This is a genomic window from Microbacterium sp. Kw_RZR3 (genome assembly GCF_029222405.1).
Taxonomy (GTDB): Bacteria; Actinomycetota; Actinomycetes; order Actinomycetales; family Microbacteriaceae; genus Microbacterium.
Window position 1 is genome coordinate 1 of record NZ_JARHXC010000299.1, and the last position, 13384, is coordinate 13384.

Annotated in this window: 18 protein-coding genes; 8 read left to right on the top strand and 10 right to left on the bottom strand. The window is 70.1% G+C overall.

Translation table 11 applies throughout. The features are described from left to right. From P2P98_RS16620 to P2P98_RS16630, 3 genes are read right to left on the bottom strand one after another with little or no spacing between them, the layout of a single operon-like run. The gene (locus tag P2P98_RS16620) at positions 1 to 525 is read right to left on the bottom strand and encodes a GNAT family N-acetyltransferase (protein ID WP_275801372.1); all 525 of its coding nucleotides are present in this window, start codon (positions 523 to 525) and stop codon (positions 1 to 3) included. Next, positions 492 to 1790, bottom strand: a complete 1299-nt coding sequence (locus P2P98_RS16625; RefSeq protein WP_275801373.1) for an FAD-dependent oxidoreductase — start codon at positions 1788 to 1790, stop codon at positions 492 to 494. Before P2P98_RS16625 ends, P2P98_RS16620 begins: the two co-directional genes overlap by 34 nt. Further along, positions 1787 to 2194, bottom strand: a complete 408-nt coding sequence (locus tag P2P98_RS16630) for an arsenate reductase ArsC (RefSeq protein ID WP_058613140.1) — start codon at positions 2192 to 2194, stop codon at positions 1787 to 1789. Before P2P98_RS16630 ends, P2P98_RS16625 begins: the two co-directional genes overlap by 4 nt. A gap of 166 nt (positions 2195 to 2360) precedes the next feature. On the opposite strand from P2P98_RS16630, the gene P2P98_RS16635 reads away from it, so the two are divergent. Genes P2P98_RS16635 through P2P98_RS16645 form a run of 3 tightly spaced genes read left to right on the top strand, consistent with a single transcriptional unit; the run spans position 2361 to position 4328 of the window. Then, positions 2361 to 2645 (top strand): metalloregulator ArsR/SmtB family transcription factor, encoded by a 285-nt coding sequence (locus tag P2P98_RS16635; RefSeq protein ID WP_241490447.1) that lies wholly within the window; start codon positions 2361 to 2363, stop codon positions 2643 to 2645. Positions 2646 to 2694: 49 nt separating this feature from the next. After that, complete coding sequence (locus P2P98_RS16640; RefSeq protein WP_275801374.1) at positions 2695 to 3930, top strand: NAD(P)/FAD-dependent oxidoreductase; 1236 nt, start codon at positions 2695 to 2697, stop codon at positions 3928 to 3930. A gap of 14 nt (positions 3931 to 3944) precedes the next feature. Then, positions 3945 to 4328 carry a glyoxalase gene (locus tag P2P98_RS16645; protein ID WP_275801375.1) on the top strand — a complete coding sequence of 128 codons (384 nt, stop codon included), beginning with the start codon at positions 3945 to 3947 and terminating at the stop codon, positions 4326 to 4328. Here the strand turns inward: P2P98_RS16645 and P2P98_RS16650 are convergent. Genes P2P98_RS16650 through P2P98_RS16660 form a run of 3 tightly spaced genes read right to left on the bottom strand, consistent with a single transcriptional unit; the run spans position 4325 to position 6527 of the window. Then, positions 4325 to 4831 carry a GNAT family N-acetyltransferase gene (locus P2P98_RS16650; protein ID WP_275801376.1) on the bottom strand — a complete coding sequence of 169 codons (507 nt, stop codon included), beginning with the start codon at positions 4829 to 4831 and terminating at the stop codon, positions 4325 to 4327. The two genes, P2P98_RS16645 and P2P98_RS16650, sit on opposite strands and share 4 nt — an antisense overlap. Then, positions 4828 to 5781, bottom strand: a complete 954-nt coding sequence (locus P2P98_RS16655; protein ID WP_275801377.1) for a membrane dipeptidase — start codon at positions 5779 to 5781, stop codon at positions 4828 to 4830. The genes P2P98_RS16650 and P2P98_RS16655 overlap by 4 nt, the downstream gene beginning before the upstream one ends. Beyond that, positions 5781 to 6527, bottom strand: a complete 747-nt coding sequence (locus tag P2P98_RS16660) for a sulfurtransferase (RefSeq protein ID WP_275801378.1) — start codon at positions 6525 to 6527, stop codon at positions 5781 to 5783. Before P2P98_RS16660 ends, P2P98_RS16655 begins: the two co-directional genes overlap by 1 nt. Before the next feature lie 87 nt (positions 6528 to 6614). On the opposite strand from P2P98_RS16660, the gene P2P98_RS16665 reads away from it, so the two are divergent. Genes P2P98_RS16665 through P2P98_RS16675 form a run of 3 tightly spaced genes read left to right on the top strand, consistent with a single transcriptional unit; the run spans position 6615 to position 8808 of the window. Further along, on the top strand, positions 6615 to 7388 hold the full coding sequence (locus tag P2P98_RS16665; RefSeq protein WP_275801379.1) for a glycosyltransferase family A protein: 774 nt from the start codon (positions 6615 to 6617) through the stop codon (positions 7386 to 7388). Then, positions 7388 to 8224 carry an endonuclease/exonuclease/phosphatase family protein gene (locus P2P98_RS16670; protein ID WP_275801380.1) on the top strand — a complete coding sequence of 279 codons (837 nt, stop codon included), beginning with the start codon at positions 7388 to 7390 and terminating at the stop codon, positions 8222 to 8224. Before P2P98_RS16665 ends, P2P98_RS16670 begins: the two co-directional genes overlap by 1 nt. Positions 8225 to 8232: 8 nt before the next feature. Next, complete coding sequence (locus P2P98_RS16675) at positions 8233 to 8808, top strand: hypothetical protein (RefSeq protein WP_275801381.1); 576 nt, start codon at positions 8233 to 8235, stop codon at positions 8806 to 8808. A gap of 104 nt (positions 8809 to 8912) precedes the next feature. On the opposite strand, the gene P2P98_RS16680 is transcribed toward P2P98_RS16675, so the two are convergent. Next, positions 8913 to 10442, bottom strand: a complete 1530-nt coding sequence (locus P2P98_RS16680) for a catalase (RefSeq protein ID WP_275801382.1) — start codon at positions 10440 to 10442, stop codon at positions 8913 to 8915. A gap of 182 nt (positions 10443 to 10624) precedes the next feature. On the opposite strand from P2P98_RS16680, the gene P2P98_RS16685 reads away from it, so the two are divergent. Continuing rightward, positions 10625 to 10840: a DUF2945 domain-containing protein gene (locus P2P98_RS16685; RefSeq protein ID WP_058613150.1), complete on the top strand. Its 216-nt coding sequence runs from the start codon at positions 10625 to 10627 to the stop codon at positions 10838 to 10840. Positions 10841 to 10975: 135 nt separating this feature from the next. Here P2P98_RS16685 and P2P98_RS16690 read toward each other — a convergent pair whose 3' ends face one another. Further along, positions 10976 to 12415 (bottom strand): cryptochrome/photolyase family protein, encoded by a 1440-nt coding sequence (locus P2P98_RS16690; protein WP_275801383.1) that lies wholly within the window; start codon positions 12413 to 12415, stop codon positions 10976 to 10978. Continuing rightward, positions 12412 to 12567: a DUF2256 domain-containing protein gene (locus P2P98_RS16695; RefSeq protein ID WP_275801384.1), complete on the bottom strand. Its 156-nt coding sequence runs from the start codon at positions 12565 to 12567 to the stop codon at positions 12412 to 12414. Before P2P98_RS16695 ends, P2P98_RS16690 begins: the two co-directional genes overlap by 4 nt. Positions 12568 to 12679: 112 nt before the next feature. On the opposite strand from P2P98_RS16695, the gene P2P98_RS16700 reads away from it, so the two are divergent. Then, positions 12680 to 12811 (top strand): hypothetical protein, encoded by a 132-nt coding sequence (locus P2P98_RS16700; RefSeq protein ID WP_275801385.1) that lies wholly within the window; start codon positions 12680 to 12682, stop codon positions 12809 to 12811. 39 nt (positions 12812 to 12850) lie between these two features. Here P2P98_RS16700 and P2P98_RS16705 read toward each other — a convergent pair whose 3' ends face one another. Further along, on the bottom strand, positions 12851 to 13342 hold the full coding sequence (locus tag P2P98_RS16705) for a pyridoxamine 5'-phosphate oxidase family protein (protein WP_275801386.1): 492 nt from the start codon (positions 13340 to 13342) through the stop codon (positions 12851 to 12853). Positions 13343 to 13384 lie beyond the last annotated feature (42 nt).

The window sequence follows — 13384 nt, forward strand, 5'->3', positions numbered from 1 at the left end:
TCATACCCGGTGGCTGCGCCTCTCGATGAGCACGGTGTCGCGCCAGCGGCCGGCCACGTCTCGTCCGATCCGCTCGCGCGTTCCGACCGTGCGGAAGCCGTGGCGGGCGTGAAGAGCGAGCGACGCGGTGTTCTCAGTAAAGATCGACGCCTGGATCGTCCAGATACCGTCGGCCTCGGTCGAATCGATGACCGCGTCGAGCAGTGCATGCCCGATTCCCTGTCCTCGACCGTCGGCCTCGACATAGACGGAGTGCTCGACGACCCCGCGGTAGACCGGCCGTGACGACACGGCCGACACAGCCGCCCAGCCCGTGATTCGACCGTCGATGACCGCGACGAAGCGGTGCGCGTCGAGCTTTCCCGTCGCGAAGTCGACCCAGGTCGCCGGGGGTGCCGCTTCGAACGTGGCGTGACCGGTCGCGATGCCCTCCGCGTAGATGCGATGCACCTCCGGCCAATCCGCCTCGGCCAACGGGCGCACCGTCGTGCTCACGCGCAGCAGGACCCCGCGTCGGTCGTGCACACGCCCGTCTCGGGCAGCACGAGATCGACCTGCCGCGCCGCCACCCGGTCACCTGCGAGCTCGGCGGCTATCGACCGCACCTGCTCGTACCCGGTGAGCAGCAGGAATGTGGGCGCTCGACCGTACGACTTCATGCCCGCGACGTAGAAGTCGGGCTCGGGGTGGGTGAGCTCGGCGACGCCGTGCGGCGGCACCGACCCGCACGAGTGCACGTTCGGGTCGATGAGCGGGGCGAGGGCACGCGGCGCCTCCACGATCTCGTCGAGACCGAGGCGGATCTCGGCCAGCATCGACAGGTCGGGGCGAAATCCGGTGGCATTGACGATCACGTCCACCGCGACCGCGAACGCCTCGCCTGCGCGTCGACCGCTCACGCGAACTCCGGCGTCGGACAGCCGAACATCATCGATCTCGAACGAGGCGATCTGCTCGACACGCCCGTCGACGACCAGACGGTGCACCGCCGTGCCGAGGCGTCCGCGCGCGGCGAGGTCGTCGGCCGCGTCGGCGGCGAGCCGCGCCGTGGCTTCGGTGCGCACGGCCCACGACACGCGCGTCGCGGGGTCTTCGTCGGCGAGTGCGGCGAGCGCGATCAGGGTGTTCGCCGCCGAGTGGCCGGCGCCGACGACGAGCACACGGCGGCCGATGAAGCGGACACGGTCGCGTCCCCGTACGTCGGGAAGCGCCGTCGTCACCCGGTCGCCGAGGTCACCTTCGGGGGCGAGACCCGACGCCAACAGCGAACGCGGAGAGCTCGTCGTGCCCGAGGTGTCGATGACGGCCCGAGCCGTGGCATCCGTCACGCCGTCGTTCGTCCGCAGTCGCAGCGTGAACGGCGCAGCAGCGCGTCCGGCGGACCGCGTGCGGTCCATGCCCTGCCTCGACACGGCCTCCACGCGCGTTCGGTAGTGGACGACGGATGCCAGGGCGGCGGTGCGCGCGAGGGGTTCGAGGTAACGGTCGACCAGCTCATCGCCGGTGGGGAGGCCCTCGGCATCCGGAGCCGTCCACCCCTCGGCCTCGAGCAGCCGCTGCGCTGCCGAGTCGACGACGTAGCGCCACGGCGAGAAGAGGCGCGTGTGGCCCCATTCGCGAACGGCCGCGCCGGCGGCGTCGCCCGCCTCGAAGACGACCACTGGCAGCCCGCGCTCGATCAGGTGAGCGGCGGCAGCCAAGCCGACCGGCCCTGCGCCGATGACCGCGACGGGAAGACCCGCGCGACGGTCGACCTCCGGCCGCGGCGGGACCGTGAGGGTGAGGCTCACGCCTCGACCCCCAGCTCACGCAGCAGCGTGGTGACACGCGCCTTGATGTCGTCGCGGATCGGGCGAACTTCGTCGAGGCCCTTGCCCGCCGGATCGGTCAGTTCCCAGTCCTCGTAGCGCTTGCCGGGGAAGATCGGGCACGCGTCCCCGCAGCCCATCGTGATGACCGCGTCGGACGCGCGCACGTCGTCGGTGAGCAGGAGCTGCGGCACTTCCGCGCTGATATCGATGCCCTCCTCGGCCATGGCCGCGACCGCCATCGGGTTGAGGGCGTCACCCGGTGCGCTCCCGCCCGACAGCACGCGGACGCGCTCGCCGCCTAGGGCGCGGGCGTAGCCGGCGGCCATCTGCGAACGGCCGGCGTTGTGCACGCAGACGAAGAGGATGGTGGCGGTGTCGGACATCACGCTTCCTTCGGGTCGGGGCGAACGGGAACAGCATGACGCAGAACATCGACGCACGTCAATATTGACGTTCCTCGATATTCTGAGAATGATGGATGCCATGACTCCCGGTACCGCCCTGCCTCTGCTCGACGCCCCGTGCTGCGTGTCGTCGGGAGATGCCGCGATGGCACCGGCAGAGGCGGAGACCCTCGCGAAGACGCTCAAGGCGCTGGCCGATCCCGCCCGCCTGCGGATCGTGTCGATCATCGCCGCTCAGGATGCTGGCGCCACGTGCGCGTGCGACCTGCAGGAGCCGCTGGGCCTGTCGCAACCGACGGTGTCACACCACACCAAGGTGCTGGTGGATGCCGGCATCCTGACCCGCGAAAAGCGCGGCACCTGGGCGTACTTCTCCCTCGTGCCGGGTGCCCTCGACCGCGTCGCCGCGGCCATCGCGCCCCGGCCCTGAGGCGCGCAACCCCCGCTTCCGCCGGCAGGGCGATGCCTAGGCTCGCCCCATGAGCGCGTACGACGCCATCGTCATCGGCGCGGGGCTCGCGGGGCTGCGCTGCGCGACCCGCCTCGCCCACGCCGGCCACGATGTCGTGGTCCTCGAGGCGGGCGAGACCGTCGGCGGACGTGAGCGGACCGACATCGTGGACGGCTTCCGCCTCGACCTCGGCTTCCACGTGCTCAATCCGGCGTACCCGGCCATCCGGCGATGGGTCGATGTCGACGCGCTCGCGCTGCGGTGCTTCCCCGTCGCGGTCGGCGTACGGCTCGAGGACCGGGTCGTCCGTCTGGCCCATCCCGTGCGACACCCCTTCTCGCTCCCCGAGACGCTGGCCAGCGGGCTCGTGCGGCCCGCCGATCTCGCCGCGCTCGCCCGTTGGGCGGCGCCGACCGTGGTCTCGGCCCGCGCGGCGAAGGACGGCACCGACCGCACGCTCGAAGAAGCGTGGGATCGCGCGGGTCTACGCGGGCCCCTCCGCGAAAGCGTGCTCGAACCGTTCCTCGCCGGCGTCCTCGCCGACAACCGGCAACAGACCTCCGACGCCTTCGTCCGGCTGCTCGTGCGCAGCTTCGCGCTCGGCCGTCCGGGGGTCCCCGCCGCGGGGATCGGCGCTCTTCCCGCGCAGCTCGCCGACACGGCGCGCCGCGCCGGGGCCGGCATCCGGGTCGGTCATCGGGTGGTTTCCACCCGGCCCCGGGGGTCCGGTTGGCACGTGGGCATCGAGGGACGGGATGCCGTCACCGCCCGCGCCGTGGTGATCGCGACCGGGCTCGACCCGGCGCTCGACGTCCCGCTCCCCCGGCCCCGAGGGCTGCAGACGTGGTGGTTCGCCACCGACGACGCACCGAGCGAGGACGCTGCGCTCCGCGTCGACGGGCGACGACGCGGCCCGATCGTGAACACCGCGATCATGACGAACACCGCCCCGACCTACGCTCCGCGGGGACAGCACCTCGTCCAGGCGACCTGCGTGATGCCCTCCGCGGCGACGGAGGATGGCATCCGGAGCCAGCTCGCCGAGATCTGGGAGACCGACACCCGACCGTGGCGACTCCTCCGGCGAGACGACGTCGCCCGCGCTCTGCCGGCGCAGGACCCGCCGCTGCGCCTGCGACGGCCCGTTCGCCTGGGTGACGGGCGCTACATCGCCGGCGATCACCGAGACACCGCGTCGATCCAGGGTGCCCTGGTCTCGGGCCAGCGCGCCGCGGAAGCGGTGCTCGCCGACCTCGCGCGCTGAGCCAGACTGGACGAATGCCCGGCCTCCACCACCTCGACATCTGGATCGCCCACCCCGACGACCTGACCGACTGGATCTGGCTCTTCACCCGCCTCGGATGGACGACGGATGCCGAGTGGCCCGGTGGGGCGACCTTTACCGCCGCCGGCGCGTACATCTCGGTGACGACGACACCGAACACGGTCGACGCCCCGCATGATCGCCGACGGCCCGGCGTGAACCATCTCGCTTTCGAGGGCGGGAGGCCCGCCGAGGTGGACGCCGTGATGGTCGACGCCCCCGCGCACGGGTGGAATCCCCTGTACGCCGACCGCTATCCGCACGCCGGCGGACCGCAGCACTACGCGGGGTGGATCGAGAACGCGGCCGGCTTCAAGGTCGAGATCGTCGCGGACTAGCGGCTCGCGCCGCGAGCGGCGAGCGCGGTCAGGGCGTCGCCGGTCACGCGCCTCGTCGTCCACTCGTCCATCGCCTCGGCGCCGAGCGCGCGATAGAAGCCGATCGCAGGCTCGTTCCAGTCGAGCACCGTCCACTCCAGGCGCGAGTAGTCCTTGTCGATGCATTCGGCGGCGAGCGCGGCCAACAGGGCCACGCCGTAGCCGGACGACCGGTACTGCTCGTGCACGTAGAGGTCTTCGAGCCAGATGCCGTGACGGCCGGTCCAGGTGGAGTACGTGAGGAACCAGATGGCGATCGCGCGGATCTCCCCGTCCCGCTCCACGACGAATGCGAACGCGCGGGGATCGTCGCCGAACAGCGTCGCCCGGATCATCTCGGCCGTGTTGTTCACGGCATCCGGCTCTTTCTCGTAGTCGGCGAGCGCCTGGATGCACGCGAGGATGCCCTCTTCGTCGCCGGCACGGGCGGGGCGCAGAACGGCCCCGTCTCGGAGATCGGTCATTCCAGGGGCTCCCAGCTCTCGGCCGCCACGCGGCGGAAGTTGCCGCCGAGCACGGCGGCGGTGTCGGCTTCGGTCCATCCTCGCGCGGCGAGCGCGGAGCCCAGACCGACGAAGGTCTCGGGCGGCATCCACTCCATGGGTCCCCACCGCGTGTAGCTGTCGTCGTACAGCTCCGGCGACTCGACGATCGTGTCGCGGAACGTCCGCCAGTCGAACGAGAAGTCCGTGCTGACACCGACGTGCCGGATGCCGACGACCTCGACGGCGTACTCGAGGTGGCGGACCATGGCATCCAGGGTGGCGGTGTTCGGCCCGAGGAAGATGCCGACACCGGTGATGCCGACGACTCCCCCGGTGTCGGCGACCGCTCGCGCCTGATCGTCGGTGATGTTGCGGGGGTGGTCCCAGACCGCGCGCATGTTGGAGTGACTGAACACCACGGGACGGGCCGAGACCCGGCACATGTCGAGAGTCGTGCGGGCGCCGACGTGCGCGCCGTCCGGCACCATCCCGCGACAGTTCATCTCGGCCACGAGGTCGCGGCCCCACGCGGTGAGACCGTCGTCGACCGCGTCGAGGCAGCCGCCGCCCGCGCGATTGGCGTGGTTGTACGTCGGGCCGAGCGTGCGCACACCCTGCGCGACGAGGGGGCCGACGGCATCCAGGTCTCCGCCGAGGGGAGCGCAATCCTCGAGGTCGAACGCGACGGCGGTGTCGCCGCGAGCGGCGATGCGGTCGACGTCGGCGACGGTGGCGGCGAGCTCCAACCCGTCGAGAGCGGCGACCTGCGCGCGAAAGGAGTGGAGAAGGGATGCCGTGAGCTCCGGCCCGTGCGGGGCGTAGCCGACGTTCAGCGAGACGTATCCACCGCCGGCGCCGCGGTACCGGTGCACCTCAGCGATGTCGGCGGTCTCGACGAGTTCGACGCAGGCGTGCTGATCCCAGAGCATCAGGCACCCGCAGCGGAGCCCGCCGGCGCGAGCCCCGCGTCGAGCGCTTCGCGCCCGTCGAACACGAAACAGTCGCCCTGCCAATGCGCGTCGCCCTGGGCCGCGAACCACCCGAGGATCCCCCCGTCGAGCTGGTACGCGTCGAGACCCTCGTCGCGCAGATACAGCGCCGCCTTCTCGCAGCGGATACCGCCGGTGCAGAAACTCACCACCGTCTTGCCGGCGAGTTCGTCGCGATGCGAGCTCGCGGCATCCGGGAACTGCGTGAAGCGCTCGATGCGCCAGTCTTTCGCCCCGGCGAAGGTGCCGTAGTCGACCTCGAAAGCGTTGCGGGTGTCGACGAGCACGACCTCGCGACCCTCGTCGTCCGCGCCCCGATCGAGCCAGCGGCGGAGGGTCGCGGGCGACACGGCAGGCGCCCGTCCGTCCTGCGGGCGCACCTCGGGCCGGTCCATGCGGATGATCTCGCGCTTCACCTTCACCAGGAGCTTGCCGAAGGGCACGGCATCCGACCAGCTGTCCTTCGTTTCGAGCGAGGCGAAACGCGGGTCGGCACGCAGCTCGTCCACGAAGCCGCACACGGCGTCGGCGGCCCCCGCGAGGAAGAGGTTGATGCCCTCCTCGGCGAGCAGGATCGTCCCCCGCAGTCCTGCCTCGACCGCTCCCCCGCGCAGTGTGTCGCGGAGCGCCGCGGGGTCGTCGATGCGCGTGAACAGATACGCCGAGACGTTGAGGACGGATGCCATGTCTCCAGCGTACGAAAGCGTCAAGCCTCCGAGTGCCGGGGAAGCGATCGCCTAGCGTGGAGGATCACTCGTCGTCTGGAGTTCGTCGTGCCCGCAAGACCCCCTCATCCGGTCGTCGGCGTGTCGGTCGTCATCCCGGTGCGGAACGACGGACCGCACCTGTGGCGATGCCTGCAGGCCCTGGCCACGCAGACGCTCACCGCCGACGAGATCGTCGTCGTCGACAACGGCTCCACCGACGACAGCGCCGACATCGCGCGCGCCGCCGGAGCGCGCGTGGTGTTCTGCGGCGAGCGCGGCATTCCCGCCGCGGCCTCGACCGGCTACGACGCCGCGCGCGGGCAGCTCATCCTGCGTCTCGACGCCGACAGTCTCCCGGCGCCCACCTGGGTCGCGAGCATGGTCGAAGCCCTCGCCGATCCGGAGGTGGATGCCGTGACCGGCGGTGCGGTGTTCCATGACGGTCCCGCCTCCCAGCGTGTGCTGATGGCCCGCGTGTTCCTCGGCACGTACAACACGTTCTCGTTCCCCGCGCTCGGACACACCCCGCTGTGGGGGTCGAACATGGCGTTCCGCCGCGCGGCATGGGAAGCGGTGCGCGACCGGGTCCACCTCGACCCGGAGCTGCACGACGACCTCGATCTCGCGTACCACCTCGGGCTCCGTCATCGCATCCGGTACGTGCGGGGGCGGCACATGCGGGTCTCGTCCCGCACGGTGGAGCCGCGGCGGTTCGCGCGCTGCTTCCGCCGCGGGGCGGGGACCGTCTTCGCGCACTGGCCGCGAGACATCCCGCCCGTGCGATGGGCGCGGGTGGCCCGAGCGCGGCGCCGCGCGGCTCAAGCCGAGGCCGGGCGCTGATGGCCGGCATCCTCTTCCCCGACGTCGAAGCGCCGGATCTGCACGTGATGAGCTTCAACATCCGGCGGCGCTTCGACCGGATCACCTGGCCGCCCGCCGACCGCTGGCCGATGCGCAAGCAGCGGCTGCGCACCTTCCTCGGCGCGAACCGGCCTCATCTGCTCGGGTCGCAGGAGGCGATGCCCGATCAGGCCTCGTGGGTGCAGGCGTCCCTCGGGTTGCAGTACGGGCGGATCGGACTCGGACGGGGAAAGAACTGCGACGGCGAGGGGACTCCTCTCTTCTTCGACCGTGACCGGATCGAGGTCGAGGACTGGGAGCAGGTCATGCTGTCGGATACCCCCGACGTCCCGGGGTCGACGGGCTGGGGCAATACGATCCCCCGCGTCGCGGTCATTGCCCGGCTGCGCGATCGGGCGACAGACGCACGGTTCACGTTCGTCAACACGCACTTCGACGCGTTCTCCCGGCGGGCGCGGCGCCGCTCGGCGACCTGGCTGCACGACCTCGTCGCCCGGCGCGAACACCCGCTCGTCTTCACCGCCGACGTCAACGCGCACATCCGCTCGGCCGAGCTCGCGGGGATGTTCGCCGACGGCCTCCTCGTGGACACCTGGTCGTTCGCCCCGGCACGCCGGACAGCCGAGTGGGGAACGTTCAACAACTACGCGGCCCCTCGTGTCGGCGCGCGGCGTATCGACGCGCTCCTCGTGACCCCCGACGTGGGCGTCCGTGCGGTCGGCATCGACCCGCGCCCGACGGGCACGCAGTGGCCGAGCGATCATCTGCCGGTGCAGGCCGTCCTGCGCGTCCACCCGGCGGAGGGCCCGCGATGATCCGGGCCATGTACGCGAACCTCCAGCGTCCCCCGCGCAGCGCCACCGACTGGCTGGCCGACCTCGTGCGGGCGGTCGCGATCGTCGTCGTCATCGTTTCCCTGTTCACCCTTCCGTTCACCGATTTCGCGGTGCTGTCGATGTCGCTGCCCGCGGTCATGCTGTCGCGCATGATCGGGCTGCGCTCGGGTCTCGACCTCATCACCTGCGTCACGGTGTTCGTGGCCGCGGGCAGCAACGTCATCGACCTGTACCGCGCATGGACGGGCTGGGACCTCGTCGTGCACCTCGCATGCACGGGCGTCCTCGCGGCTGTCGCGCTCGTGCTGCTCGATGACGCGCGCGTGATCTCCCCCACGGGTCGTCGCCGTACACCGATCGTCCTTGCGACGATCACCGGGCTCGCACTGAGCGCCGTGTGGGAGATGGTCGAGTGGTTCGGTTACCGCTTCATCACGGATGCCATCTTCGTGACCTACGACGACACGATCGGCGACATGATGGCCGGCGGCGCGGGAGCACTCGTGGCCGGGGTGCTGGCCTCCCGATTCCGCCTGACCCGGCCCGACCGCGCCCGGCTGTAGACCCGCGACGCGTTCCCCGTCGAGGCGGACGCGTTCCCCGTCAAGGCGCCCCGACGGGGCGGGAGTGCCGGAAACCGGCACCCCCGAAGTCCGCGGGGCAGCCGTCAGATCTTGCCCGCGACGTCGCGGCCCACGAGGTCGCCGTCGGGATTCGGCTCGCTGAGCTGATCGCCGGGAGCTGTCGTGTCCTCGAGTGGCGGAAGTCCGGCTTCGACGCGGGAGCCGATCTCAGCATCCACGTTCTTCCAGTACTGCACGGCACGATCGCGGACGTCTCTGCGCGTCACGCCGCCCACGTGCCCGGTGATGGTCTCGACGAGACGATCGCGCTCCTCGGCCGACATCACCTCGCGCACCAGAGCACCCGCCTGACCCCAGTCGTCGTCCTCGGGGTGCAGGGTCGCCGCCGACCGCACGAGCTCGCCGTCGCTCTGCCATCCGCCGTCACCGGCACGACGAGGATCGGCCGCGGGGCCACCCGCCGAGTTGGGAGCGTAGACGGGCACCTCGGGCGGGTTGTACTCGTAGCGCATCGCGCCCTCCTTCGAGTACGAGTGCACCTCGGTGTGCGGACGGTTGACCGGCAGCTGCTGGTAGTTCGTGCCCACGCGGTACCGGTGCGCGTCGGCGTAGCTGAAGATGCGCGCCTGCAGCATCTTGTCGGGGCTGCCGTCGATGCCGGGCACGAAGTTCGACGGTTCGAACGCGGCCTGCTCGATCTCGGCGAAGTAGTTGCCCGGGTTGCGGTTGAGCTCCATCGTGCCGACCTCGATCTCGGGGTAGTCGCTGTGCGGCCACACCTTGGTCAGGTCGAAGGGATTGAAGCGGTAGGTCTTCGCATCGTCGTAGGGCATGATCTGCACCTTGAGCGTCCACGTCGGGAACTCGCCCCGCTCGATCGCCGCGTACAGGTCGCGGATGTGGAAGTCGGCGTCCTGACCCGCGATCTGGTCGGCTTCGTCCTGCGTGAGGGTCTTGTGACCGAGGTCGGTGTGGAAGTGGTACTTCACCCAGAAGCGCTCGCCCTCGGCGTTGATCCACTGGTAGGTGTGCGAGCCGTAGCCGTTCATGTGACGCCAGGAGGCCGGGATGCCACGGTCGCCCATGAGCCAGGTCACCTGGTGGGCGCTCTCGGGCGACAGCGTCCAGAAGTCCCACTGCATCGTGTTGTCGCGCAGGTGACTGCCGGGCAGGCGCTTCTGCGAGCGGATGAAGTCGGGGAACTTGATGCCGTCCTTGACGAAGAAGACGGGGGTGTTGTTGCCGACGAGGTCGTAGTTTCCCTCGGTCGTGTAGAACTTCAGCGAGAATCCGCGCGGGTCGCGCCAGGTGTCGGGGCTCCCCTGCTCGCCCGCGACCGACGAGAAACGTGCGAGCATCTCGGTCTCGACGCCGGGCTGGAACAGCGCCGCGCGGGTGTACGCCGACACGTCGCCGGTCGTGCGGAACGTGCCGAAGGCGCCGCCGCCCTTGGCGTGCACCACGCGCTCGGGCACACGCTCGCGGTTGAACTGCGCGAGCTTCTCGATCAGGTAGTGGTCGGTCAGAGCGATCGAGCCGTCGGCTCCGACGCTCTGGGAGTGCTCGTCGCTGGCGACGGGCGCTCCGCCGTTCGTGGTGGTCGGCTCGGTCATGGCTCTCCTCACGTCGTGGGCCGGGAAACGAAAGGCCCAGGGACGACGCTACGCACGGGCTCCGACATCGCCGAGGCATTGCGGTTCGTCCTCGGACCACGTAGGGGCCAGAGCCTGTCAATCCCCCGATCCCCGGCCGGCCGGGTCGGGAGCATGGCGGGACCGAACGAGAGGAACCGCACATGTCGAAGGATCTGTCGAAGGGCGACCGCGTCAGCTGGGACACCCCGCAGGGGCGCACGCAGGGCGAAGTCGTCGAGAAGAAGACGAAGGACTTCCAGCACGACGGCCAGAAGTTCACCGCATCCGACGACGACCCGGCCTACATCGTGAAGTCGGAGAAGTCGGGGTCGACCGCGGCTCACAAGGGGTCGGCGCTGAACAAGCTGAAGAGCTGACCGCGGACGCTTCGACGGGCTCAGCGGCCGCTCGCGCAGAACTCGCTGAGCCTGCCCAGGTCCCTGAGCCTGTCGAAGGGACCGGAACCAACCGGAGACCGGTGACTTCGACAGGCTCAGCCACCTCTGTTCGTGCTACCCCTTCGCGTCGCGCCGCTTCCGCATCTGCGCCAGGGCCAGCCCCAGCCGGTGGTTGCCCGCCAGCACGTCCTCGTGCCGCTCGAGGAACTCCCAGTAGGCGTCGGTGAACACCGAGTCCTTGGCATCCTGAGCCGAGGGCCACCACGACCCCATCTTCTGCAGGTACGCCCCACCCGAGACGTAGGGCTTCGTCGCCACGAACCCGCCGTCGGCGAACTGGCTCATGCCCATGACGTTGGGCACCATCACCCAGTCGTAGGCGTCGACGAACAGCGCCAGGAACCACGCGTTGACCTGCCGCGGCGCGTATCCCTGCAGCAGGAACCAGTTGCCCAGCACCATGAGCCGCTCGATGTGGTGCGCGTAACCCCAGCGGTGCACCCGCTCCAGGACTGTGCGGACCGGCACGGGCAGGTCACTCGGCATCCGTTCTCCGGAGTACCAGTACTTCTGGATCCTCTGCTCGAGGTGCAGCGCGTTCACGTGCTCGAGCTTCGGATGCGCGCGATACATCCCGCGCATGTACTCGCGCCAGCCGATCACCTGCCGGATGAATCCCTCGACGGATGCCAGGGGCGCATCGGTCCGCGTGGCGGCGGCGACCACCTCCTCGACGGTGAGAAGGCCGATGTTCAGCATCGGCGAGATGATCGCGTGGAAGAGGAAGGGTTCGTCGGCCTTCATCGCGTCCTCGTAGCGCCCGAAATCGTGCAGGCGCTCGGCGACGAACACGTCGAGCCAATCGAGCGAGTCCTCGGGCGTGACCGGGAGCCAGAACTCCTCCGCCTTCCCCGGGTGCTCGGGGAACAGCTCGTCGACCTCGGCGATGACCGTGCGCGTGATGTCGTCGGGTTCGAGCTGAGGGAGGGGCGGGATCTCGACGCCCTTCTTCGGCAACGGCTTGCGGTTGTCGGCGTCGAAGTTCCAGCGTCGACCGGCAGGCTTGCCACCGTCCATCAGGATGCCGGTGCGCCGGCGCTGCCAGTGGTAGAAGTCCTCCATGAGCGGCGTCGGGTGCTCGGCGAACCAGGCGTCGACCTCTTGTTCGGGGGTGAGGAAGAGCCCGTCCGGGAGCACATCGGTCTCGACATCGTGATCGGCGCAGATACCGGCGATCCGTTCGTCGACGGGGCGGTTCGGATCGCTCATCCACGTCAGCTCGGTGACGCGGTGCTCCCGCAGCAGGCGTTCCAGCCCCGCCTTGAAGCCGAGGTCGTCGGCGAGGGTGATCCGGCGGACCGTCCGTCCCTCGGCCTCGAGCCGGGCCGCGGTGTGCCGCATCGCCGAGATCAACAGCACGATCTTGTGCCGGTGGTACGGGAGCTTGCGGAACCGGGGCGCCGACTCGATGAAGAAGAACTCCTCGACCTCGTCGTCGGCGTAGACGGGATGCTCGGCGAACTGTTGCGTCGCCAGGATCAGTGCCGCCCTCACGCGCGCCGCCTCTGCTTCGCGGCGTTCGCACGGCACCCGCGCGAGCAGTAGAGGACCTCGTCCCACTGGTCACGTCCGCTCCACCGCTTGCGATCGGTGAACGGGCGTCCGCAGTAAGCGCACGGCTTGGAGCGCACCTCGGGTCGTGACATGGCGTCATCGTCGCAAAACGCGACTCCGAACTGCGGGGGCTTGCGCTGACACAGACGTGGTGTGCGCGCAAGGCCCGCGCGCGCCCACCGCGGTTCGTGATCGGGTGCCCCCATGGACACGACACCGGACCGCACGAACGACACCGCCGACGAGCCCGACGAGTTGGAGACCGCCGACGCGCCGCAGATCCCGGACACGACCGACGACGACGGCGAGCCCGTCGACAACCCCTCCGGAGGATGACGCACACGAAGGGCCCCGCGCGCGGGGCCCTTCGTCGCATCAGTCGGTCAGATCGAACTTCTCGTTCTCGCCGCCCTTCGGACGCTCGCCGGTCACTCTCGAGGTCACCAGCGCGATCGCCGTCGCGAGCCGCCCGCCCGCGCTCCCCCAGTATTCACCGGTGAGCGCAGAGACCTTCAGCATCGTGACCCCCGGGGACTCGGGGCCGTCCGGGAACCATGCCTCGACACTGGTCGACCACAGCTCCTTCAGCTTCGCCAGGTCGTCGACGATCTCGGCGTGACCGGCGAGCGACAGCCACGTGCTGTCCGAGCTGAACGACAGACCGACCTTCGGATCCCGCCGCACGTGCTCGACGGCCGAGGCGTGCGTTCCGACGATGAACCACAGGTCGCCGTCGGACTCCCGCTCCTGGACGGTCAACGGGTGAGCGTGGAGCGCGCCGTCCTCCGCCCGCGTGGTGACCATGGCGAAGCGGAACTTCTTCAGCAGGTCGTTGAGCGTGTCCAGCTCGGTGTCGGTGGATGTCATGACACTCCCTCTTTCTGACGAAGCCCCAGCCCACCGGGTCAC